18 protein-coding genes are annotated in these 23,618 nt (G+C 73.6%); 6 read left to right on the top strand and 12 right to left on the bottom strand.

Features of this window, described 5'->3' with window-relative positions:
- Positions 1–18: 18 nt before the first annotated feature.
- The 4 genes from HCN51_RS49740 to HCN51_RS49725 all read right to left on the bottom strand — a co-directional run bounded on the left by HCN51_RS49740 (position 19) and on the right by HCN51_RS49725 (position 5,002).
- Entirely contained in the window at positions 19–1,038 is a 1,020-nt protein-coding gene (locus HCN51_RS49740) for an NADP-dependent oxidoreductase (protein WP_168019538.1), read from the bottom strand.
- A gap of 110 nt (positions 1,039–1,148) precedes the next feature.
- A complete protein-coding gene (locus HCN51_RS49735; protein ID WP_168019536.1) occupies positions 1,149–2,669 on the bottom strand; it encodes a PepSY-associated TM helix domain-containing protein in 1,521 nt (506 codons plus the stop codon).
- Positions 2,670–3,114: 445 nt separating this feature from the next.
- On the bottom strand, positions 3,115–3,837 hold the full coding sequence (locus tag HCN51_RS49730) for a hypothetical protein (RefSeq protein ID WP_168019534.1): 723 nt from the start codon (positions 3,835–3,837) through the stop codon (positions 3,115–3,117).
- A gap of 82 nt (positions 3,838–3,919) precedes the next feature.
- Complete coding sequence (locus HCN51_RS49725) at positions 3,920–5,002, bottom strand: polysaccharide deacetylase family protein (protein ID WP_168019532.1); 1,083 nt, start codon at positions 5,000–5,002, stop codon at positions 3,920–3,922.
- 174 nt (positions 5,003–5,176) lie between these two features.
- On the opposite strand from HCN51_RS49725, the gene HCN51_RS49720 reads away from it, so the two are divergent.
- Positions 5,177–5,923, top strand: a complete 747-nt coding sequence (locus tag HCN51_RS49720; RefSeq protein WP_346434086.1) for an MFS transporter — start codon at positions 5,177–5,179, stop codon at positions 5,921–5,923.
- A gap of 56 nt (positions 5,924–5,979) precedes the next feature.
- A complete protein-coding gene (locus HCN51_RS49715) occupies positions 5,980–9,240 on the top strand; it encodes a glucodextranase DOMON-like domain-containing protein (protein WP_168019528.1) in 3,261 nt (1,086 codons plus the stop codon).
- Positions 9,241–9,246: 6 nt separating this feature from the next.
- Here HCN51_RS49715 and qcrB (HCN51_RS49710) read toward each other — a convergent pair whose 3' ends face one another.
- The 3 genes from qcrB (HCN51_RS49710) to HCN51_RS49700 form a co-directional block, all read right to left on the bottom strand.
- On the bottom strand, positions 9,247–10,758 hold the full coding sequence (qcrB, locus tag HCN51_RS49710; RefSeq protein ID WP_168019526.1) for a cytochrome bc1 complex cytochrome b subunit: 1,512 nt from the start codon (positions 10,756–10,758) through the stop codon (positions 9,247–9,249).
- A gap of 70 nt (positions 10,759–10,828) precedes the next feature.
- Positions 10,829–12,277 (bottom strand): cytochrome bc1 complex cytochrome b subunit, encoded by a 1,449-nt coding sequence (gene qcrB / locus HCN51_RS49705; RefSeq protein ID WP_168019524.1) that lies wholly within the window; start codon positions 12,275–12,277, stop codon positions 10,829–10,831.
- Between the two features lie 84 nt (positions 12,278–12,361).
- Complete coding sequence (locus tag HCN51_RS49700) at positions 12,362–13,057, bottom strand: hypothetical protein (protein ID WP_155128314.1); 696 nt, start codon at positions 13,055–13,057, stop codon at positions 12,362–12,364.
- 122 nt (positions 13,058–13,179) lie between these two features.
- On the opposite strand from HCN51_RS49700, the gene HCN51_RS49695 reads away from it, so the two are divergent.
- A complete protein-coding gene (locus tag HCN51_RS49695) occupies positions 13,180–14,373 on the top strand; it encodes a L,D-transpeptidase (protein WP_168019522.1) in 1,194 nt (397 codons plus the stop codon).
- 322 nt (positions 14,374–14,695) lie between these two features.
- On the opposite strand, the gene HCN51_RS49690 is transcribed toward HCN51_RS49695, so the two are convergent.
- Positions 14,696–15,352 (bottom strand): response regulator, encoded by a 657-nt coding sequence (locus HCN51_RS49690; protein WP_346434089.1) that lies wholly within the window; start codon positions 15,350–15,352, stop codon positions 14,696–14,698.
- A 68-nt stretch (positions 15,353–15,420) separates the two neighbouring features.
- Positions 15,421–16,632 carry a sensor histidine kinase gene (locus tag HCN51_RS49685; protein WP_168019518.1) on the bottom strand — a complete coding sequence of 404 codons (1,212 nt, stop codon included), beginning with the start codon at positions 16,630–16,632 and terminating at the stop codon, positions 15,421–15,423.
- A gap of 153 nt (positions 16,633–16,785) precedes the next feature.
- On the opposite strand from HCN51_RS49685, the gene HCN51_RS49680 reads away from it, so the two are divergent.
- From HCN51_RS49680 to HCN51_RS49670, 3 genes are all read left to right on the top strand, one after another.
- Positions 16,786–17,205: a hypothetical protein gene (locus HCN51_RS49680; protein ID WP_168019516.1), complete on the top strand. Its 420-nt coding sequence runs from the start codon at positions 16,786–16,788 to the stop codon at positions 17,203–17,205.
- Positions 17,202–18,842: a multicopper oxidase family protein gene (locus tag HCN51_RS49675; RefSeq protein ID WP_168019514.1), complete on the top strand. Its 1,641-nt coding sequence runs from the start codon at positions 17,202–17,204 to the stop codon at positions 18,840–18,842. Before HCN51_RS49680 ends, HCN51_RS49675 begins: the two co-directional genes overlap by 4 nt.
- A gap of 105 nt (positions 18,843–18,947) precedes the next feature.
- Positions 18,948–19,814 (top strand): fumarylacetoacetate hydrolase family protein, encoded by an 867-nt coding sequence (locus tag HCN51_RS49670; protein WP_168019512.1) that lies wholly within the window; start codon positions 18,948–18,950, stop codon positions 19,812–19,814.
- Between the two features lie 69 nt (positions 19,815–19,883).
- On the opposite strand, the gene HCN51_RS49665 is transcribed toward HCN51_RS49670, so the two are convergent.
- The 3 genes from HCN51_RS49665 to HCN51_RS49655 form a co-directional block, all read right to left on the bottom strand.
- Complete coding sequence (locus HCN51_RS49665) at positions 19,884–21,875, bottom strand: glycosyl hydrolase family 28-related protein (RefSeq protein ID WP_168019510.1); 1,992 nt, start codon at positions 21,873–21,875, stop codon at positions 19,884–19,886.
- A gap of 77 nt (positions 21,876–21,952) precedes the next feature.
- A complete protein-coding gene (locus tag HCN51_RS49660; RefSeq protein WP_168019487.1) occupies positions 21,953–22,708 on the bottom strand; it encodes a cache domain-containing protein in 756 nt (251 codons plus the stop codon).
- Between the two features lie 75 nt (positions 22,709–22,783).
- Positions 22,784–23,545, bottom strand: a complete 762-nt coding sequence (locus tag HCN51_RS49655; protein ID WP_168019485.1) for a FadR/GntR family transcriptional regulator — start codon at positions 23,543–23,545, stop codon at positions 22,784–22,786.
- Positions 23,546–23,618 lie beyond the last annotated feature (73 nt).

The following is a 23,618-nucleotide window of genomic DNA, read 5'->3' as shown; positions in this document are numbered from 1 at the left end:
CTTGTATATCCGGACGGCTCAACGCGCCAGCCGCACCACGACCTTCCCGGTGTAGGCGCCGCGGATCAGGCCGAGCAGGGCGGCGGGGGCGCTGTCGAGCCCGTCGAGCACCGTCTCGTCGTACACGATCGAACCGTCCGCCAGCCACGCGCGCAACCGCCGGCCGAACTCGGGCGCGAGGTCGAAATGGTCGGAGACCCGGAAGCCGCGCAGAGTGATCCGCTTGCCGATCAACGCGAGCGGATCGCCGACCGGCCCGGCATCGGGGCTCCCGCCCGCGCTCTGCCGGGACAGGGCGCCGCAGAGGGCGACCCGGCCGTGCACGTTCATGACCTCCAGGGCGGCACGCAACTGCTCGCCTCCCACGTTGTCGAAGTAGACGTCCACGCCGCCGGGCGCCGCCTCGCGCAGCCGTTCGGCGAGCGGTGCGTCGTGGTGGTCGAAGGCGGCGTCGAACCCGAGCACCCCGGTGAGGCGGGCCACCTTCTCCGGCGAGCCGGCGCTGCCCACCACCCGCCCGGCGCCCAGCAGCCGGGCGATCTGCCCCGCCATGCCGCCGGTGGCGCCGGCCGCGCTGGAGACGAAGACGGTCTCGCCCGTACGCAGCCCCGCCACCGCCGTCAGCCCCGCGTAGGCGACGAGCCCGAACCCGAGGTGGAACGACGGCGACGGGTACGCGTCCGGATCGACCTGGCGCACCTCGCCCGCCTCGGCCAGCGCGTACTCCCGCCAGCCGAGCCGGTGCACCACGGTCGCGCCCTCCCGGACGGACGGGTCGCGGGAGAGCACGACCTCGCCGACCGCGTCGCCGTACAGCGGGGCCCCGACCTCGTACGCCGGCATGGGCAGGCCGGGGTAGGCGCCGATCAGCATGAGCATGCCGGGGTCCACGGACATGTAGAGGTTGCGGATGAGCACCTGGCCGGGGCCGACGTCGGGTACGGCGGTCTCGGCCAGCTGGAAGGAGTCGAGGCCGGGCAGCCCGTCGGGGCGGGCGGCCAGGCGGATCTCACGGTTCTTCGTCGTGGTCGTGGTCATGGGAGCGACGCTAAGGATTGACGTATACGTGAAGGTCAAGCTCCGCGCCGACGAATCCGGTCACGTCCGTCAAGCTGAAGCCCCGCTCAGGAGTCGCCCGGCGGGAGCGGTCAGCCGAGGAGGCGGGCGAGCGCCGGGACGCGCCGCAGCAGGAGCCGGTCCGCCAGCAGCGCCGCCGCCATCGTCACCCCCGCCAGCGGGAACAGCAGCCCCAGCACCGCCATCACGCCGATCACCCCGTACGTGGTGCGCCGGTCCGTGCTGCGGGCCGGGGCGCCGGCGCGGCCTCGGGGGCGGCGCTTCCACCACATCCACGCGCCCGTCACCACCAGCGTGATGATGGTCAGGCAGGCGGCCAGCATCACGACCAGGTTCGCGGTGCCGTAGCGGCGGCCCTCGTGCAGCGCGACGCCCTGCTCGACGGCCTTGGCCAGCACGCCGTACTCCGCCCAGCCGTAGGAGACCAGCACCCGGCCGCTGTACTGGTCGACGTGGAGGGTCTGCGCGGCCGACGGGTCGCGGCGCGGGTCGGTCACGATCGTGTAGACCCCTCGCGGCCCGTCCGGCAGGAGGACCTTGAGATCGCACTCGGCCGGCGGGCAGGACCGGATCGCGGGCCGGGCGGCGGCCAGGGCGCTCTCGATCGGCAGGGCGCCGGGCTGCAGGACGCCGTGCGCGCTGCCGTGCCCCGCGTGCCCGTCCCGCGAGGCCCCGTCTTGCAAGGCCCCGTCCTGGGAGGGGCCGTCCTGTGAGGGGCCGTCTTGTGAGGGCGGTACCGGAAGGCGTTCGGCCGCCCAGGGCACCTTGGCGTCCGGGTTGGCGGACAGGTCACCGGACAGGGGCGGGGTCGAGGTGTGCGGGAAGTCGTCGGCGCTCGGGTAGGTCGAGCCCGTACGCTCCTGGAGGCGCTGCAGGCCGTCACCCCACACGCCCGACCACGGCAGGCCGGACAGCACGAGGAACACGACCACCGTGCCGCCGCCCAGCCCCGTCAGGATGTGCAGCCGCCGCAGCCGGCCGCGTCCCGCCCGGGCCGGCTTCCTGCGGGTACGCCGGCCGCTCCACCACAGGTAGGAGCCGGTGGCGACGAGGATCAGCGCCCAGCAGGCGGCGGTCTCCACGACCCGGTCCCCGACGGTGCCGGACATGAGCTCGCCGTGGATCGTCCGGACGACCCGCATGAACGTGGCCCCGTCGTCGATCTGCCCGACCACCGTCGCCGTGCCCGGATCCACGTACACGGAGACGCCCTGCGCGAAGGGGCCCGCGTCGGCGCCCTGGAGGATGACGCGGGTGGTGCGGTCAGGCGCGGTGGGTGGGATGACGGACATGACGGGCGCGCCCGGCCGGGCCTGCTGGGCGGCGGCGACCTGCTCCGACAACGGACGGGCCGCGGCGGCGGGCACGGGCTCGGCGAGGGTGCGGACGTCCTGGTAGCGCCACTCCTCGAAAGGCTCCTTGAACAGGTAGATGGCGCCGGTGACGGCCAGGACGAGCAGGACGGGGGCGACGACGAGGCCGGCGTAGAAGTGCCAGCGCCAGACGGCCCGGTAACGCTGGGAGGAGGAGGGGGTGGGGGATTTGGCCGGGGGTGTGAGGGGGGTTTCCGGGCGCGTTTCGACCGAGGTCATGGGGGGCTCCGTTCCGGAGTGCGCGCGTGGGATGAAGTCAGGGGGGATGGGGTGGTGTGCGTGGCCGGCCTCCGCACCGCCGCAGGAGCCTCCGCGTACGGTCGCGGGAGGGCATGCGGGGGTGCGCGGGGGAGACCACGGTCAGGTGGCCGCACGAGTGCGGGGGAGACCACGGTCAGGTGGCCGCACGAGTGCGGGGCAGCCAGGCGCTGGGGTGCGCCGGCGCGGGGCTCATGCAGGTGCGGGTCAAGGCAGCGAGGCAGGGCAAGGCACGTGAGAGGGGCGGGCACCTTCGCGCCGCACCCGGCTCGTCACGCGAGCCGCGGCCGAACCGGAGGCGGTCGCCACGACATGCCGCCGCCATGCCGCTCGCGGGTTGCGGTGGCGATGCCCCGCTGGTCGCGGTGGCGCCTCGCGGGGCGGTGGTGATGCCGCCGGCCGCTGGTCAGCGGGGTGGGCCTCGCCGGCACAGGGCCCAGGTGAGCACCTGGGAGGTGAGAACGGCTGCGGTGCCCGCGCTCACCGGCGCCGCCGCCCGGAGAGGAAGGGCGGCGAGCGCGGTGGCGCGGGCGGTCAGGAGGGCCCACAGGTCGTGCAGCGAGCAGGCCAGGAGCCGCAGCAGCGCGGCCAGCGCGGTCTCGCCGCGGTCGAGCCACCATGCCGACACTGCCGCCACCAGCACGTGCGCCAGCAGCATGCCGATCCCGCTGTAGAGGCTGCCGCCATGGTGGTCGGCGAGGCCGGTGGTGAGATCGGTGGTGAGGCCGCTGGTGACGTCGGTGGTGACGTCGGTCGTGACGTCGGTGGTGAGGCCGCTGGCGAGGCCGGTGGCATCCGCGCCGGGGGTGGTGTGGTGGTGGGCCGGGGGGAGGGCGCCGGCGGTGAAGAGCTGGTGCATGCCGTACTGGGCGGCGAAGGAGGCGGTGAGCAGCGTACCGAGGGATCGTCTGCGGCGAGCCAGCGCGAACGCGCCCGCACCCGTCGCCGCCGTCGCCGCGACCACCGTGCCGAGGCCGGTGATCGGACCGCCGGCCAGGACGTGCATCCCGAGGGCGGCGAGCACGCACACGACCGCGAACACCGCCGCCCGCAGCCCGCGCAGGCCGGGCCGCCCGGCCTGCGCGGTGTCCCTGCTGCCGGTGCCGCGTCCTTTCTGGTCGGGGTTCATGCGCGATCACCGCTCACACCGACAGATACGCCGGCCGCCCGGCCCGGGTTCACCGGATGTGAGAGAAGTTCGCGAGAGCCGGTCAGCCCCGGCTGTGGACGAGGCGTGGCGGCCGGCCGCCGAAGAGCTGGCTGACGGTCACGAACCGGTAGCCGCGCTTGGACAGGGTCCGCAGCACCTTCGGGATGGCGCGCACGGTCGTGGGGTGGATGTCGTGGAACAGGATGACGCTGCCCGGACGGACCGACTTGATCGCCTTGCGGGCCACCCTGGCGCTGTTGCGGTACCGCCAGTCGAGGGTGTCGACGCTCCACAACACCAGCGGCCGCTTGGCCTGCCGCCGCACGCTCGCGTCGAACGCGCCGTACGGCGGGCGGACGAGCGCCGGCCTGACCCCGGTGGCCGCCTCGACGGCCCGGTCGGTGCGGGCGAGCTGCGAGCGGATCGACTTGGCGGGCAACCTCGACAGGTCGGGGTGCGACCAGCTGTGGTTGCCGATCTCGTGCCCCGCCGCGTGCGCCCGGCGCACGATGCCCGGGTACGCGGTGACGTTCTGCCCGACGACGAAGAACGTGGCGCGCGCGCCGTAGGCGGCGAGGGTCCGCAGCAGGGTCTTCGTGTACGGGCCAGGACCGTCGTCGAAGGTGAGCGCCACGCACTTGACGCGGCGGCAGTCGACCGAGCCGGCGTCGGCCGGCGCGGTGGTGCCGACCCCGGCTAAGGGCGCCCCGGCGGTGGCGGGCGCCGTCGGCGTGGCCGGCGGCCCGGTGGGTGTGGCCGGCGGCGATGTGGTGGTGGTTGCCGGCGGCGCCGTCGGTGTGGCGTGCGCCGATGTCACCGTGGTCCGCGGCGCCGTGGTGGTGGTGCTCCGCTGCGCGGGCGTGCCCACCCGCGGCGCAGGAGCGACCGTCTGCGGCGCGGGCGTGCCCACCTGCGGTGTAGGCGTGCCCGTCTGCCGCCCAGGCGTGCCCGTCTGCCGCGCGGGTGTGCCCGTCTGCCGCCCAGGCGTGGTCGCGACGACCGCGGCCCGTGCGGCGTCCGTCGTGGTGACGAGCGTGCCCGCCCCGCTGAGCGCCGCCGTCAGTGTGACCGCGGCGATCGCTCGCGCGGCCCCCCGTCCCGCGCCGGCCGTCCCGGGCCCGCGCGGCGTCCCGCCGATGTGCATGGTTCCCCCCAGTGAGCACCGCCCCCGGTGCCGTCTCCCCGTGCGGAGCCCCAGGTGGGGCCCCGTGTGGTGATCCCGGCGTCTGGACGGGCGCCAGGATCGTGCCAAAGGTTGGACTCCTGGCGGTTGCTCCTGGTTCGCACCGGAGCGCGTTCTGGACGACGGGTGTCAGGCGTGGCCGACCGAGCGCAGCCCCGCCAGGGCGGCCTCGGCGAAGGCGGCGACGACCTCCCCGCCCTGGACCGGCGGCCAGACGGCGGAGGTGGACCAGGTGAGCCGGCGCCGCTGCGCCAGGCCGTGCGGCGCTGCGGGCGGCAGATCGCCACGCTGTTCGGCTACAGCATCACCAACGCCGTCGGGTACTACCTGATGAGCAGCTACATGATCGCGTACATGTCGGAGGAGCTGGGCTACTCCAAGAGCGAGTCGCAGCTCACGAACGTCGTCTCGATGCTCGCCTACAGCGTCGCCTGCGTCTTCGCCGCCATGGCCAGCGACCGGTTCGGGCGGCGGCCCATGCTGATCGCGGCCTGCGCCGGGTTCGTGCTGCTGCCGCTGCCGGCGTTCTGGCTGATGGGCTCGGGGCTGGCGGGGGCGATGCTGGGCACGTCGCTGCTGGCCATGCTGGTGTCGGTGATCGGCACCTCGAACGTGCCCGCGCTGGTGGAGATGTTCCCCGCGAAGGTGCGGGCCAGCGGCTCGGCCATCGGCTACACCGCCGCGTACGTGCTGTTCGGCGGCACCGCGCCGTTCGTCGCGACGGGGCTGGTGTCGGCGTCGGGCAGCGCGATCGCCCCGGCGTTCTACATGGTCGTGATCGCGGCGGTGTCGCTGGTGGTGGTGCTGACCTCGTTCAAGGAGACCCGGGGGCTGCGCCTGGACCGGGGCGTGGACGCGGTCGTTCCCGCGGCGCGGGGTTGACAGCCGCGCGGGGCTGGTCTTCTCTCGTGCCATCGGGGTAGGGAGGGGAGCCCCGCATGAACGCGATCCGCCGATCCGTGCCGGCCCTGATCGTCGTCGTCGCGCTCGTCACCGTCCCCCGTGACCCGGTGCTCGCCCGGACCCCCGCGCCGGGCGGGCCCGGCGTCCCGTCGCACTTCGGCCTGGCCCGCAAGGACTGCGTCGGCACCGCGGCGGGGCGCGCCTCCAAGGTCTGGTACACGGTGGCGGGCGGCGTCCTGTCCGACGTGTACGAGCCTACGATCGACAACACGAACGTCGAGACCCTGCAGTTCGCCGTCACCGACGGCCGGACGTTCACCGAGCTGCAGGCCCGCGACACCACCTACGAGGTGAGCACCGACCGCTCGGGCATGACGTGCACGATCACCTCCGCGAGCAGGGCGGGCCGCTACCGCCTGACCACCACCTACCTGACCGACCCCGACCGGAACGCGGTGGTCGTCCGGGCCCGCCTCCAGCCGCCCACCTTGCGCCTGTACGCCAGGCTGGACGCGAGCGTGAACGGCAACGGCGGCGGCGGAACGCCCAACGGCGGCCCCGACAGCGGCGTGGTGGACGCCACGACCGGCGCCCCCGTCGTCTGGGACGACAACACGCGGACCTCGGCACCGGCCCGCGACTACGCCGTCCCCACCCACCTGGCGCTGCGCGCGGAGCGGCGCCTGCCGCAGGCGAGCGTCGGCTACGCCGGCACGCCCAGTGACGGCGCCATCCAGCTCGACGCCGCCCGCGAGCTGACCCCTTACAGCGAGGCGCCCGGCGGCAACGTGGTGGCCACCGCCCGGCTGCCGATCGACGCCAGGGGAGAGGTCACGTTCGCGCTGGGCTTCGGCCGCGACCGGGCCGCCGCGCTGCGGACCGCCGCCGACGCCGCCGCCCGCCCGTTCGAGGTCACCCGGGCCCGGTACGAGGCCGGCTGGGTCGCCTACGACGCGACCCTGCGCAGGCCGCCCGCCGCGCTCGCCGGCTTCTACCGGCTCTCCGCCAACGTGCTCAAGGCCAGCGAGGACAAGACGTTCCCCGGCGCGGTCGTGGCGTCCCTGGCCGGCCCGTGGGGGCAGGCGATCGGCGCGGGCGAGCTGGTCGGCGGCGAGGCGGTCTACTTCGGCTCCTACCGCGAGGTGTTCGCCCGAGACCTGTACGAGGCGTTCACCGGCTTCCTCGCCGCCGGGGACCTGGCGACGGCCCGCGCCACGGCCCGCTTCCTGCTGGAACGCCAGCAACTGCCCGACGGCCGCCTGCCCCGCAACTCGCTGCTGAACGGCAAGCCGGCCCCCGACTCGGGCGGCGACCAGCTCGACGAGAGCGCGTACCCGATCCTGATGGCCTACCAGTCGGGGCTCCCCGGCAGGTGGGAGGACGTGCGGGCGGCGGCCGACTTCCTCGTCTCGCACGGCCCGGCGTTCGGCGTGGAGCGGTGGGAGGAGCAGTCGGGGTACTCGCCGTCCACGATCGCGGCCGAGATCGCCGCCCTCGTCGCGGCGGCCGAGCTGGCGACCGGGAACGGCGACCAGGCCCGGGCCCGCGTCTACCGCGCCACGGCCGACCACTTCGCCCGCTCGATCAAGGCGTGGACGGTCACCACGACCGGCCCGTACGCCCCCCGCTACTTCCTGCGCCTGTCCCGCACCGGCGACCCGGACGCCGCCGTCAGCTACAACCTGGGCAACGGCGGCCCCACCGAGGACCAGCGCCGGGTGGTGGACGCGGGCTTCCTGGAGCTGACCAGGCTCGGCATCCTGCCGCCCGACGACCCGGACGTGCTGGCCAGCCTCCCCGTCGCGGACCGGGTGATCAGGCGCGACACGGCGAGCGGCCCCGGCTGGTACCGCTACGGCTCCGACACCCCCGGCACCGAGGACGGCTACGGCGACTGCCACGAGCCCGACCCCACCGCCTGCGCGCCGTCCGGCAAGCCGTGGCCCACCGGCAACAACGGCAGCGGTCACGTGTGGCCGGTGCTGGCCGGCGAGCGGGCCGAGCAGGCGCTCCAGACCGGCGACCAGGCCGGCGCCGCCCGGCTGCTGACCGCCATGCGGGCGATGGCGTCCGGCACCGGGCTCATCCCCGAGCAGGCGTGGGAGAACGCCGCCCTGCCCGCCTCCCCGTACGGCACCGACCCGGCCACCGCCTCGATCGGCTTCCGCGACGGCGGCCCCGCCGGCTCGGCGTCCCCGCTGACGTGGGCGCAGGCCCAGGTCGTCCGGCTCGTCCTCTCCCTCGGCTCCACCCGGCCGGTCGAGCAGCCCGACGTGGTGCGCCGCCGCTACGCCGATCCGCCCCAGGCCGCCCCGCTCACCGTCACCGCCCCCGCCGACGGCACCGCCGTGCCCGGCACGTCGGTGGCCGTCACGGGCACGACCGTCCCCGGCGCGCGCGTCGAGGTGGCCGCCACGCCCGTCGACACCGGCGCGCCCACCCAGGTCGTCTCGGTACGGGGCGGCGCGGACGGCGCCTTCACCGCCCCCGCCCCGGTCGCGTTCGGCGAGGTCGTGCTCGCCGTGACGGCCACCACCTCCGACGGCCGGCGCACCGGGTACGCCCGGCGCACGGTCGTCGGGGACATCGTGGGCGCCACCACGGTGCTCGACGTGGAGGACCCCGAGGGCGACGACGACGGGCCCGGCACGTACGCGTACCCGACCGCCGCCGACTTCCACGACGGCGCCTTCGACCTGCGCAGGTTCCAGGTCATCACCGACGACAGCACCGTCTACCTGTGGGCCGCGCTGCGCGACCTGACCCCCACGTTCGGCAACCAGATGGGCGCGCAGCTCCTCGACGTGTACGTCCGGGACCCGGCGGCCACCACCACCTCGACCGAGGCCGCGTTCCCGCAGCGCAACCACCGCATCGCCGAGCAGGACGCGTGGAGCCAGCGGGTGGAGGCGCAGGGCTTCGCCGCCCCCGTCTGGGTGACCGCCGGCGGGACGGCGAAGGCGGGGGCCGTGGTCCGGGCGTCCGGCAGCACGCGCACGATCACGATCGCGCTGCCCAGGGCCGCCTTCGGCACGCCGGGCCCGGGATGGCGCTTCGCCGTGGTGCTCGCCGGCCAGGACGGGTTCAGCGCCGACCAGGCCAGGTCGTTCGCCGCGACGCCGCAGCCGTACCAGTTCGGGGTGTGCGCCGAGGGCGGCACGGCCCCGCTGTGCGCGGTGGACCCGGGCACCGTGCCCAAGGCGCTCGACGTGCTCGTGCCGCCGGGGCGGTCGCAGGCGGACGTGCTGAACCCGCTCCTCGGCCCCGTCACCGTCCCGGCGGTGCAGGTGCCCTGATTCCGCTCAACCGTCCCAGGAGCGCCGCAACGCGTCCTGGAGCCGCCGCTTGGCCGGGGGCGGCACGTCACCCTCGACCACCGGCGGCAGCTCCGGCCGGGCGGGCGGCACCAGCACCGCCGCCTCCTCCTCGCCGACCGGCCGCTCCACCTCGGTGTAACCGCCCTCGACGTCGCGCACGATCACGCCGGTCTCCACGCCGTGCTCGACCGTGTGCCGGTCGCGCGCCCGCAACCCCAGGCAGATGCGCCGCGTGACGACGAACGCCAGCACCGGCCCGGCCACGACGGCCACCCGGAAGATCCACGTGGTGGCGTACAACGAGATGTGGAACGTGGTGGCGATCAGGTCGTTGCCGCCCGCCGCCCACAGCACGCCGTAGTACACGACGCCGGCGACCCCGAGCCCGGCCCGCACCGGCACGTCGCGCGGCCGGTCGAGCAGGTGGTGGATGCTCTGGTCGCGGGTCACCCACCGCTCCACGAACGGGTAGACGGCCAGCGCGGTGAACAGCAGCCCCGGCGCCACCAGCGCGGGGATCAGCACGCTCATCGTCACCGTCTGCCCGAACACGGTGAACTCCCACGGCGGCATGATCCGCAGCGCGCCCTCCAGGAAGCCCATGTACCAGTCGGGCTGGGACCCGGCGCTGACGTGGCCCGGCATGTAGGGCCCGTACAGCCAGATCGGGTTGATCTGGAACACAGTGGCCAGCAGCGCGACCACCCCGGTCACCCACAGGAAGAACACCGTCGTCTTGGCCAGGAACGCGGGGAAGAACGGCGCCCCGCGCACCACCCGGTCGTTCAGCCCCTTGGCGCGGAACTGGGTGTGCGTCTGCCGCCAGGTCAGCACCACCGCGTGCAGCGGGATGAGCAGCAGCAGGATCCCGGGCACGAGCAGCACGTGGATGCTGTAGAGCCGGGGGATGACGTCCTCGCCGGGGAACTCGCCGCCGAACAGGAACATCGCGACGTACGTGCCGACCAGCGGCACGGAGATCGTCACCCCGTGCAGGATGCGCAGCCCGGCGCCCGAGAGCAGGTCGTCTGGCAGCGAGTAACCGAACAGCCCGTTCAGCATGACCAGCGCGAACAGGGCGACGCCGATCAGCCAGTTCAGGTCACGCGGCTTGCGGAAGGCGCCGGTGAAGAAGTTGCGCAGCGCGTGCACCACGATGGCGGCCAGGAAGATCAGCGTGGCCCAGTGGTGCATCTGCCGCATCAGCAGGCCGCCGCGCACCTCGAAGCTGATGTCCAGCGACGAGGCGTACGCCTCGCTCATGGTGACGCCGCGCAGCGGCACGTAGACGCCGTCGTAGACGACCTCGCGCATGCTGGGTTTGAAGAAGAGCGTCAGGAAGACGCCCGTCAGGAGGATCACCACGAAGGCGTACAGGGCGATCTCCCCGAGCAGGAACGTCCAGTGGTCGGGGAAGATCTTCCGCATCGCCTTCTTCACGAACCCGGCGCCGCCGAGCCGGTCGTCCAGCGCTCTGGCCAGTGAGCTGCCTTGCATAGCCACCCCGCATACGGCTTGGTTTCTCTCGTTCAGCACCAAGACGTCGCAGGGCGGCCGATTGTGACACTCACCGGGCGATGAATTTCGGCCGGGGCTCGGCGGGCGGCGTCAGCACCCCCTTCTCCTCCTCGGTCATCGGCCGCGTGACCTCGGTGTAAGCCCCCTCCGGACCGCGCACGATCACGCCGGTCTCCACGCCGTACGCGGCCTGGTGCCGGTCGCGCGCCTGCAGCGCCAGGCACAGCCGCCGGGTGACCTCGAACGCCACCACCGGGCCCAGCAGGAGCGCGATCCGCAGCGTCCACGTGGTCGCGTACAGCGAGACGTGGAAGGTGTGGGCGATGACGTCGTTGCCGCCCGCCGTCCACAGCACGCCGTAGTACACGATGCCCGCCATCCCGAGCCCGGTCCGCCCCGGCACGTCGCGCGGCCGGTCGAGCAGGTTGTGCACGGCCCGGTCACCGGTGAGCCAGCGCTCCGCGAACGGGTAGGCGGCCAGCCCGGCGAACAGCAGCGCCGGCGCCGCGAGCGCGGGGATCAGCACGCTCATGCTCACCGTGTGACCGAACGCCGTGAACTCCCACGGCGGCATCAGCCGCAGCGCCCCCTCCAGGAAGCCCATGTACCAGTCGGGCTGCGAGCCCGCGCTGACCGTGCTCGGCACGTACGGCCCGTACAGCCAGATCGGGTTGACCTGGAAGACGGTGGCCATCAGCGCGACCACCCCGGCCACCAGCAGCAGATACGCCGTCGTCTTCGCGATGAACGCGGGGAAGAACGGCGCCCCGCTCACCTGGTGGTTGGCCACCCCCTTCTCCCGGAACTGCGTGTGCGTCTGCCGCCACGTCAGCACCACCGCGTGCAGCGGGATGAGCACCAGCAGGAGCCCGGGGATCAGCAGCACGTGCAGGCTGTAGAGGCGGGGGATGATGTCGGCGCCCGGGAACTCGCCGCCGAACAGGAACGTCGCCAGGTACGTGCCCACCAGCGGCACCGACACCGTCACGCCGTGCAGGATCCGCAGCCCGGCCCCCGACAGCAGGTCGTCCGGCAGCGAGTACCCGAACAGGCCGTTGAGCATCACCAGGCCGAACAGGGCCACGCCGATCAGCCAGTTCAGCTCGCGCGGCCGGCGGAAGGACCCGGTGAAGAAGTTGCGCAGCAGGTGCACCACGATCCCGCCGAGGAAGATCAGCGTGGACCAGTGGTGCATCTGCCGGATCAGCAGGCCGCCGCGCACCTCGAAGCTGATCTCCAGCGAGGACGCGTACGCCTCGCTCATGGTGACGCCGCGCAGCGGCACGTACGCGCCGTCGTAGACGACCTCGCGCATGCCCGGCTTGAAGAAGAACGTCAGGAAGACGCCGGTGACCAGCACGACCACGAAGGCGTACAGGGCGATCTCGCCCAGCAGGAACGACCAGTGGTTGTTGAACGCCTTGCGCATCGCCCGGTCGAGGAACCGGGCGCCGCCGAACCGATCGTCCAGCGCCCTGACCAGAGAGCCACCCTTCATCGCCACCCCGCACCCGGCTCGGTTTCATCGTCGTACCGGAGGACCGGGCAGGGGTGGCGAGTCGTGACAGCCGCCGGCGGATCGTCAGGCGAAGCGCTCCACGGTGACGGGGATCAGGCCCTGCTCCCGGACGGCCTGCCGGTGGTGGTGCAGCAGCGCGCCGAGCGCCGTGATCGGGCCCGAGCCGAGGCGCGCGGTCACGTCCACGCACCAGGCGATGCCCGCCCCGATCCGGCGCAGCTCCCACGTGAAGCCGTGGCCGCCGGCGCTGGCGGAGGCCGCGCCGACCACGCGCGGGTCGCCGGTGGGCTCCAGGCGCAGTGCCGTACGGGCGTTGGCCAGCCCGGTCTCGCCGAGCTCACCGGCGAACAGGATGCGGTAGCGGCGCGCTCTGGAGGAGCCGTTGCCGAGGTTGAGCGGGGCGGTGGTGGGCAGCGGGCGGCGCTCCTGGAAGAGCGTGCGCAGCCCGGCCTCCTCCGGCAGGCCGCCGCCGCCCAGCAGCTTGAAGGCCCGCACCGCCTCCTGCCTGCTCACCGGCTTCACCCGCGAGCGCAGATCGGTGTCGGCGCGGATGGCCCGGCTCAGCTCGGCCGAGGCGGACCAGGCCCCGATCTCCGCCACCCACTCGGCGCCGTCGATGCCGGCCGCCGTGTAGTCGTCACACAGGACGAACTCCTCCACCAAAAGCCCTGCGGGCGATCGATCGCCCGCCGTCGGGGAGATCAGGTAGTAGTCCACCGGCCCATGATTGTGGTCGGCGGAACGCCAGATCAAGATCATCGCAACGCGCCGCGCCGTCGTGTTCGCATGGGTTCGGTCAATACGGGAAGAGGTCCGCCGGATCGCCGATAACGGTCTAATGTGAATGACTGCCTATACGTCAGGCGCGGGAGGCATCAGGGATGCGGAACGGCCGGACCAACCAGACAATCCTCACCATCTGCGCGGCGGCACTGGCCGTGGCCGCCGGGTGCAGCACGACCGGCGGCGGCGGAGCGCCCGCCGTACCGTCACAGGAGCAGCAACAGGGCCCGGTGGCCACGCTGTCGATCACACCCGCCGACGGCACCAGGAAGGTCGCCCCCGACACCGGCATCACCGTCAAGGCCACCGGCGGCCAGGTCACGAAGGTGACCGTGGCCGACGCCAAGGGCCACGCCGTGAAGGGCGCCGTCGGAGCCGACGGCCAGTGGCGGCCCGAGTGGCCGCTGCGGCCCTCGACCGCCTACACCGTCAGCGCCGAGGCGAAGGGCACCGACGGCAAGCAGGTCACCGGCACCTCCACGTTCACCACGCTCAAGCCGAAACGGGCGCTGGAGAGCGGCATGTCGCCCCTCGACGGCGAGAAGGTCGGCGTCGGCATGCCCGTCCAGCTCCTGCTCTCCCAGCCCGTCACCTCCCGCGAGGCCAGGGCCGCCGTCGAGCGGTCGCTGGTGGTGCGCATGTCGCAGCCGGTCGAGGGCGCGTGGAGCTGGGTGAGCGACCGCGAGGTCCAGTTCAGGCCGCGCGAGTACTGGCCGGTGGGGGAGAAGGTCACCGTCGTGGCCCACCTCACGGGCCTGCGCGCCGGACCGGGCCTGTGGGGCACCAAGGACCGCAGCCTGTCCTTCACCGTCGGCCCCGAGCACATCACCAAGGTCAACGCCCGGACCCACCAGGCCGTCGTCCGCGCGAACGGCAAGGTCGTCAGGACCATCCCCGTCAGCCTCGGCAAGCCCGGCGACGACAGCTACTCCGGCACCATGATCGCCCAGGAGAAGGCCGCCGAGACCGTCATGGACTCCGCCACCATCGGCGAGCCCGGCGAGTACCGCATCAAGACCAAGTGGAACGTCCGCATGACCTACAGCGGCACCTTCTTCCACGCCGCCCCCTGGTCGACCGGCGCCCAGGGCAGCTCCAACGTCAGCCACGGCTGCGTGAACGCCAGCCCCGCCAACGCCAAATGGTTCTACGAGTTCACCCAGCGCGGCGACATCATCGAGGTCACCGGCACCTCCCGCAAGCTGCGCTTCGGCAACGGGCCCACGCCCTGGGCCAAGTCGTGGGAGGACTGGCTGGCCGGAAGCGCGCTCGGCAAGCCCGTGAACGGGTGATTTCAGCGGATATTTTGGGCCGATTTTCCGGTGCCGAATCTGAATTACCGATATTTTCGTGGCCCCCCGGCGGCATACCATGGAGGAAACAGGAGTGCCGTCCCGTTCAATTGAGCAGATAAACCGAGTCCGTTGGAGGGGCGAATTCGGGAAAGCTTCGTGCTCGCCGTGAGGGCGCGCCGGCGGCGCTTCCGCGCACAGGGAAGGTGGCGTGATAACGGGTGCCTGCTTACGGAGCCTGGCGGGGGCTGCACCGGCTCCCCGCCATCGCCCTGTGGCTGCTGATCTGGCTGCTGAACGCCTACGAGTTCCTGCTGGCGATCTAGAGCGCGGTGCCGGGCACCACGAGGCCCGACTCGTAGGCGAAGACCACGAGCTGGGCCCGGTCACGCACGCCCAGCTTGATCATCGACCTGCTCACGTGTGTCTTGGCCGTGGCGGCGCTGATCACCAGGTGCTCGGCGATCTCCTCGTTCGACAGGCCGCGCGCCACCAGGGCGACGATCTCGCGCTCCCTCGCCGTCAGCCGGTCTTGGCCCGCGACGAGGGCCGGGCGGGGCGGGGTGCTCACGTACTCCTCGATCAGGCGGCGCGTCACCGACGGCGACAGCAGCGCGTCGCCGCGCGCCGCCACCCGCACCGACTGCAGCAGGTCGCCCGGCTCGATGTCCTTCAGCAGGAAACCGCTGGCGCCCGCCCTGAGCGCGGCGAAGACGTACTCGTCGAGGGCGTAGTTCGTGAGGATCACCACGCGCACGCCGTTCAGCTCCGGGGTGGCGCCGATCCTGCGGGTGGCCTGGATGCCGTCCAGCAGCGGCATGCGCACGTCCAGCAGGGCCACGTCGGGCAGCAGCCGTCCGGCCAGCTCCACCGCCTGCGCGCCGTCGCCGGCCTCGCCCACCACCACGATGTCGTCGGTGAGCTCCAGCAGGGCCCTGAAACCGGCGCGGATCAGCGGCTGGTCGTCGGCCAGCAGCACCCTGACAGGTGCGGACTCCCTGGTCGCGGGCTCTGTGGTGACGGGCTCCGCGGGCGTCGGTTCCCGGGTCACGCCGCCGCTCCGGACGGGAGCTCCGCGCGCACGGTGAAGCCGCCGTGCTCGCCGGGGCCCGCCGTCAGGCAGCCGCCGACGGCGACCGCGCGCTCGCGCATCCCGATCAACCCCATCCCCGGCCCGGGCGTGCCCGGCTCGCCGTCGTTCTCCACGAGCAGCACGACCTTCGCACGATCGTAGGCGACCGCCACCGTGACGGCCGCCGCGCCCGCGTGCCGCAGCACGTTCGTGAGCGCCTCCTGCGCGATCCGGTACGCGGCCCGATCCACCTCCGGCGGCAACACGTAAGGGTCGCCCGCCACCGTGTGCGCCACCCGCAACCCCGCCCCCTCGGCCCTGGACAGCAGGCGCGGCAGCCCCGCCAGCCCCGCCTCGGCCCCCTCCGGCTCGCTCTGCCGCAGGACGCCCAGGGTGGCGCGCAGCTCGTGCATCGCCTCCTGGCCCGACTCCCTGATCGCCGCCAGCGCCTCCCGGACCCGCTCCGGCCTGCGCTCCAGCAGCTCCATGGCCAGCGCCGCCTGCACGTTCACCACCGAGATGCTGTGGGTCAGCGAGTCGTGCAGCTCCTGCGCGATCCACAGCCGCTCCTCGCCGGCCCGCCGCAGCGCCGCCTCCTCCCGGCTGCGCTCCGCCTCCCGCGCCCGCTCCGCCTCCGCCTCCGCCCGCTGCGCCATCGCCTCCGCCCGCTGCGCCTCGGCGCGCGCCCGCTCCGCCTGCGCCTCGGCGCGTTGCTCCACCGCGTGCAGGTACGCGCGGCGGCCGCGCGTCACCTCGCCCACCACCACCATGGCCACCAGCCAGCCGCTCAGCAGCATCATCCAGTTGCCCGCCGCCGGGTCGTCCGACGACAGCGCCATCAGCCCGTACACCGGCACGGCCAGGCCCAGCGCCAGCCAGATCGCGTCCCCGCGCCGGCCCAGCACGGCCAGGGTGTAGATCGAGGCCAGCGCGGGCGCGGCGGCGAACACGCCCGGATAGTGGGCGGCGTAGTACACCACGCCGCAGGCCGCCGCCACGATCCCGGCGGCCAGCGGGGCGCTGCGCCGGAAGGCGAGCGACAGGGCCGCGATCGTGATCAGCGCCAGGCCCGCCGGGTCGAGCGGCCGCTCGTACGGGCCCGTCCACGACAGGTTCGCGTACGTGGCCGGCACGATCGCGACCAGGCTGCCCACCGCGATGAGCGTGTCCGTTCTGCGGCTGTCCATGCCCATAAGGTAGCCATCGCCGCCCCGGGCGGGCGTCATCCCCGTGGCGTACGTTTCCCGCCCCGCACCGGCCGCGTACGCCCCCGGGAGTACGGCCCGGTGCCGCCCCGCGCGGGATGTGGCCGGACCGCCCGCCGAAGGAGCATTCCCGGCATGACCTCCTCGGACTCCACACCGGTGCCGCGCCCCTGGATCGTCTGGTCGTTGCGGGTGACGGCCACGGCGCACCTGGCGGGCGTCCTCGCGCAGGCCGCCCTGGCCGGGCTGTTCGTCACCGGCGACGTCGACCTGCTGGCCTGGCACCGCGACAACGGCGGCTTCACCCACGCCCTGCTCTACCTGCAACTCCTGGCGGCCGTCCTGCTGTGGCGGCCCGGCCGGGGAGCGGGGTGGCCGGCGGTGGCCAGTGCGGGGCTCGTGGTGGTGGAGACGGTGCAGGTGGCGCTCGGGCAGTGGCGCGTGCTCGGCGGCCACTTCCCGCTCGGAATGGCGATCTTCGGCCTGTCGGCCGTCTTCACCGCGTGGACCTGGCTGGCCTTCCGCCGGCGCACGAGCGCGGCGGGTGCGGCATGAGCCGAAGCCAGGCCCGCGGCACAGGCGACGGCGCAGGGCGCGATGCGGGCACGAGGCTCGGCGCGGGTGCCGGGCGCGATGCGGGCACGGGGCTCGGCGCGGGTGCCGGGCGCGATGCGGGCACGAGGCCCGGTCCGGGTGCCGGGCGGCCGGGGGGATGGTCGCGGCGCGGGTTCCTCGGGCTGCTCGGCGGGGCCGGGCTGGCCGTCGCCGGGTGCGGCGGGGCCGCCGAGAGCGCCGGCGAGCTGCTGGCCAGCAGGGTGCGCCTGCCGGAGCCGTTCACCGTGCCGCTGCCGATCCCCGAGGTGGCCAGGCCGGTGCGGCCCGGCCGGTACGAGATGACGCAGCGGGTGGCGGCCGTCGAGATCCTGCCCGGCCTGCGCACCGAGGTGTGGGGGTATGGTGGCACCTTCCCCGGCCCCACGTTCGAGCTGCGGCGCGGCATCCCCGCCGTGCTCCGCGTGCGCAACGAGCTGCCCGTGCCCACCTCCACCCACCTGCACGGCGGCGTCAACCCGCCCGGCTCGGACGGCTACCCGACCGACCTCGTCGTCCCCGCCGGCCACGCCGCCCCGCACGGCCATCCGGGCGAGGTGCACCACCCGGTCGCCAAGGACTACCACTACCCGGTGGAGCAGCGGGCCGCCACGCTCTGGTACCACGACCACCGCATGGACTTCACCGCGCCGCAGGTGTGGCGGGGGCTGGCCGGGATGGTGCTGGTCCGGGACGAGGAGGAGGACGCGCTGCCGCTGCCGAGGGGCGAGCGGGAGCTGCCGCTGATGATCTGCGACCGGTCGTTCGAGGAGGACGGCTCCTTCCGCTACCCCCAAGCCCACGGCGGGCACGACCACTCGCACGCGCGGGACCCCGACTTCATGGAGGGCGTCGAGGGCGACGTGATCCTGGTCAACGGGGCGCCCTGGCCGGTGGCCGAGGTGACGGCCACGCGGCACCGGCTGCGGCTGGTGAACGCCTCCAACGCCCGCAGGTACCGCCTGCGCCTGTCGCCGGGCGGCCGGTTCACGCAGGTCGGCAGCGACGCGGGCCTGCTGGCCGCGCCGGTCGCGCACGACACGATCACGATGGCGCCGGGCGAGCGGTTCGACGTGGTCGTGGACTTCTCGGCCTACCCGCCCGGCAGCGCGGTCACGCTGCTGAACACGCTGGCCGGCGGCCCGGCGGGCAACGTCATGCGTTTCGTCGTCACCCGCCGGGCGCCGGACGACACCGCCGTGCCCGCCGTCCTGTCCCGCCCGCCAGGCCGCCCGCGTCCCGTCGCCGCCCGTACGTTCGACTTCCGCAGGACGGACGAGTCGTGGACGATCAACGGCCACCGCTACCGGCCGGGGGTGCCGCTGGCGCGCCCGCGCCTGGGCACGGCCGAGGTCTGGCGGCTGACCAGCGACTTCCACCATCCCGTGCACCTGCACCTGGCCCACTTCCAGGTGCTGGCCAGGAACGGCAGCCCGCCGGCGGCGACGGACGCGGGCTGGAAGGACACGGTGGACGTGCGCCCGTACGAGGTCGTGGAGGTGCTGGCCCGCTTCGACGGCCACCGGGGCCGTTACATGCTGCACTGCCACAATCTGGAGCACGAGGACATGGCGATGATGGCCGACTTCGACGTGATCTGACGGGGAGGGGCCTCCCGCTCACTGCGACAAACTACTAAGTTGATCCCATAGGGGACATTCATCGGATGACATGTGCCCCCTCGTTCGATGGAGCTAGGAGCAGGCATGCAGATCGTACGGTTCACCAGCCCTCTGACCAGCGCGGACGCGGTCGGGGTGGACGACGGTGAGCAGGTGGTGGAGCTGTCGGGGATCACCAGCGTGGGCAAGCTGCTCCGACTGTCCTCCGATGAGCTGCGGGAGCGCTGCGCCTCCGCCGATGGGACGCGGCACCCGTCCGGCTCCGTGCCGCTGCTGCCGCCCGTGGACGGGCGCATGGAGGTGTGGGCGGCCGGCGTCACCTACCGGCGCTCGCGGGAGGCGCGCGTGCTGGAGAGCGAGCGGGCCGCCGACGTGTACGAGCTGGTGTACGACGCCGAGCGGCCCGAGCTGTTCTTCAAGTCGGTGGCGTGGAAGGTCGCCGGGCACGGCGGGCGCGTCGCGGTGCGCGCGGACTCCGAGATCGACGTGCCGGAGCCGGAGCTCGGCCTGGTGCTGAACGCGGCCGGGGAGATCGTCGGCTACACCGTCGTGGACGACGTCAGCTCCCGCACCATCGAGGGCGTCAACCCGCTCTACCTGCCGCAGGCCAAGATCTACCTCGGTGCCTGCGCGGTCGGGCCGGCGATCAGGCCCGCCTGGGAGGTCGCGGACCCGTACGCGCTGGACATCTCGCTCAGCATCGCCCGGGCGGGGGAGACGGTGTGGGAGGGCAAGGCCAGCACCTCGCAGCTGAACCGCCGCCTGGACGACCTGGCCGGCTACCTCTACCGCGCCGACGTCTTCCCCGACGGCGCCGTGCTGGCCACCGGCACGTGCCTGGTGCCGGACCTGCCGTTCACGCTGCACGACGGCGACACGGTCACGATCGGCATCGCCGAGATCGGCACCCTGTCCACCACCGCGGTCAGGGGCGTCCCGGACCTGACCTGACCGGGCCCGCCACGGCGTGACCCGCCGCACCGCCTGCCGGGAGGGGGCCGCCTGCCCGGCAGGCGGGGGTCACCAGGGGGACGGGGCGGGCGGCGGGACGACCGGCGGGCGGTCGTCGCAGGTGATCGTGTTGGGCAGCAGCCAGGGCGCCAGCCAGCCGCCGTCGTTCCCGCCGCGATCCTCCAGGGAGAACTCGGAGCCGGTGGCGGGGAAGCCGAACGAGCCGCAGTTGTTGACGCCCACCGCGCCGACGTTGCGGGCGTCGACGTTCTCGAACGTGGCCGACCCCTTCACCCGGGCGCTGACCACCGACGTGCCGGTGCCGTCCACGCGCAGGTCCTTGAAGTGCACGTTCGTGATCGCGTACAGGTCCTTCACCGACCACTCGCTCACCAGCATGATCGCGTTGTAGGTGGTGTCGAGGAAGTCGTTGCCGGTGACGCGGATGTCGGCGGCGATGTCCCGCTCCAGCGCGTAGAACCAGATGGCGCCCAGCCCGATGTTCCAGTTCAGCTCGTACGTGCCGGAGCGCACGGTGGTGTTGCCGGTGATGTCGAGGCGGCCGGCGAACGGCTCGGCGCCGAAGCGGGAGCCGACCTGGAGCGCGCTGCCCTCCCTGACGGGGTCGGCGACGAGGTTGCCCGAGATCGTGTTGTCGGTGCCGCCGTAGACGGCGATGCCGTTGGCCAGGACGGGCGACTGCACGGTGTTGTGGTCGAACGTGTTGCCCGCGTTCGTGCTCTTCTCCGACCACATGGCCAGGGCGTCGTCGCCGCTGTTGCGGATGAAGCTGTTCGAGACGGACGAGTTCGTGACGCCGGTGTGGAAGTTCACCGCGTCGGCGATCTGGTCGACGATGATCGTGTTCGTGACGCGCAGGTTCGACATGGGGCCGTCGAACCACATGCCGGCCTTGGTGTGCCGGATGTGCAGGCCGTCGATGGTGGAGTCGCTCATCGCGCCGCCGATGCCGTTGACCTGGTCGGTGTCGATGCGCTCGCGGACGTCGCCCTCGATCGCGAAGCCCGACAGGTGCACGTTGCGGCTGCCGCCCTCGGCGGCGGGTTTGCCGTAGAAGCCGACGCCGGTGTGCACGGAGCCGTCGGGCGCCGGCTCGGGCAGGGCGACCTCGCGGCCCTTGACGACGGTGTACCAGCTGCCCGCGCCGGTGATCGTCACGTCGTCGACGATGATGTGCCGGTTCACCTGGTACGTGCCCGGCGGCAGGTACACCTTCAGCCGCTTGCGCTTGGCGTACGCGATGGCCTGCTCGATCGCGCCCGCGGAGTCGCGCCGGCCGGTCGGGTCCGCGCCGAAGGCCAGCACGTTCGCCGCGCGCAGCTCGACTTTGGGCGGGCCGACGAGCTCGGAGTCGAGCAGGTCGATGACCGTCCACTCCGCCGCCCGGCCCGCCGGCGCGGTCAGCCGGACGCGGTCGCCCGCCCGGTAGGTGCGGCCGAGGAGCAGGCGCTGCTCGTCGTAGAAGTGGCTGGGCCGGAACGGCTTGGCGATCACGGGCGGCGGCGTGGTCGCGGCGGGCACGCAGGCGCACTCGGTGATCCACCAGTCGGGGTGCAGCAGGCCGGCGCCGGGGTCGTTGGAGAACGGGTACTGGTTGTAGAGCCAGGAGTACTGCGAGGTCAGCGTCATGCTGGTGCGGCGCCCGCCGTTGACGGTGACGTCGAGCGGCGCGGTGATGCCGCCTCCGCCGGGCGCGTCGGGGATGCTGTAGCGCACGGTGATCGCGTTCGCCCTGGCGGGCAGCGTGAACTCGACGTGCTGCCCGGGCGCCAGCCGCACCGCCTTGCGCCCCGACGCCTCGGCGAGCAGCGTGTACGCGCTGCGGTCGGGGCCGATGACCGTGCCGTTCGTGGCCGCGTTCTCCGCCTCCTGCTCGTCGAACGCCACGGCGGCGCCCCGGCCCGCGACGAGCGCCGGATCCAGCGCCGCCCGCGTCACTTTCGGCACCGGCGCCGAGGAAGCCGCCAGGGCGGGCGGGGCCGTCAGCCCGCAGGCGACGGCGGCCACGAGGAGCGCCGCGGTGAGGGTGCTACGGGGCATGCGTGCTCGATTCTCTCGGGGGGTGAGGCGACAGTAGGCCCCGCGCACACCGCTCCACAAGAGCCTGTGAACGACTTTCAGTGATCCCTCAAATTCTTGCGCACCGAACGCAAGGGGCTTGCGGTGTTTGCGGCGACGACCGACAGCGGCAGCCCGTCGCACGGATGCACGGCGAACCCCGCCTCGCCACGGAACACCGACCCGCCGATCCACCTGGCGGTGTTGGACGCCACGACCCGCCCGGCCGCGCTGATCACGAACGCCGGCACCGGCACCTCCCGCAGCACCGGCACCACCGCCCCCTCGAACCGCCGCACGAACACGTCCGCCGCCGCCACCCCCACGAACGCGCACCCGGCCGTCACCGGCACCGACAGCGTGAGGCTGTACTCGTCGGTGCACAGGTAGTCCACGTACGGCCCGCAGATCGTCCGCTCCGCCCCCTCGCTCGGCCCCGCGTACCACTCCCAGTGCGTGTAGTCGTAGAACGCGCTGCTGGCCGGGTCGAGGTCGCGCAGGAGCTGCACCGGCGGACCCGACGGGTCGTCCTGCCACCACTCCAGGTACCACGGCGCGTCCGCCAGCAGGCCCGGCGCGGCGATGAACCCGATGCCCGCGATCAGCCCGCCGAGGTGGCGGAAGAGCAGCGGCCGCAGCGCCGCCAGGTCGCCCCTGGACAGGGGCCGCCGGGCGCGGGCGAGCGCGGCGGTGCGGGCGCGCACCTCGTCCAGGACGGTGAACACGCCCCGCACGGTCTCGCCGATGCGGGAGACGGCCCGCCCGACGGGGGCGGTCGCGGCGGTGGGCGGGACGGGAGTCGGGGGCTGGGGCATCGCGCTGCTACCTCCGTGCCGGTGGTCGCGCCCGGCACGGCCGGAGGCTCCCGCTCCGCGGCGCGCGGTCAGCCGTCAGCCGAGCCGCAACCGCAGCTCGATGAGCCGTTCGATCGCGTCGAGCACATGCTGTTCGGCCAGGTCGCGGGCCAGGCCGGGGTCGGCGCGGCGGATGGCCTCGGCGATGGCGCGATGCTGGGCCGTGGCCTCATCGTGCCTGCCGGGCTCGTCGTACGGAAGCCAGAGCAACGGCCCGATGTCGGCCTGTAACCGGATCTCCTCCTGAGTGAGTCGTGCCGACTGGGAGGCGGCGGCCACCTCGATGTGGAAGCGCCCGTCGAGCCGGCGCAACGCCGCTCCATGGTCGGCGGTGCCCGCTCCCGCCTCCGTCGCGGCGGCGCGGGCGCGGGCCATGGCGTCGAGGGTGCGCCGCAGGGGCGCGATGTCGCCGGGCAGGGCGCGCAGGGCCGCCAGCCGGGCCGCCGCACCGGCGATGGCCGCGTAGTGGTCGCCCAGGTCGCGCAGCTCGTCCACGGTGAACGCGCGCAGCCGCGCCCCCAGCTCGGGCGGCTCGCTCGGCGTACGGACGAAGCTGCCGCCGCCGCGCCCGCGCCGCGTCTCGACCAGCCCCTGCTGGCGCAGCGCCATGAGCGCCTCCCGCAAGGTGACCGTGGAGACGCCCAGCCGGGCGGCCAGCTCGGCCTCGCTGGGCAGCTGCTCCCCGTCGGCCAGCAGGCCGAGCGCGATGGCGTCGGACAGGCGGCGCACGACCGCGTCCACCCGGCCGGCGCCTCCCACGGGCGCGAACACGGCCGGGTGGGATCCCCTCGCGCCCATCGCCCCCACCTCTCCGACGTCAACGACATTGATACAGGAGACGCCCTTGTCGCAAAACCTTTGAAATCATATG

Source organism: Nonomuraea composti (assembly GCF_012034275.1).
GTDB classification, from domain to species: Bacteria; Actinomycetota; Actinomycetes; order Streptosporangiales; family Streptosporangiaceae; genus Nonomuraea; species Nonomuraea composti.
Note: the sequence above shows the minus strand (reverse complement) of the source record. Positions and strands in the feature narration are given on the sequence as shown.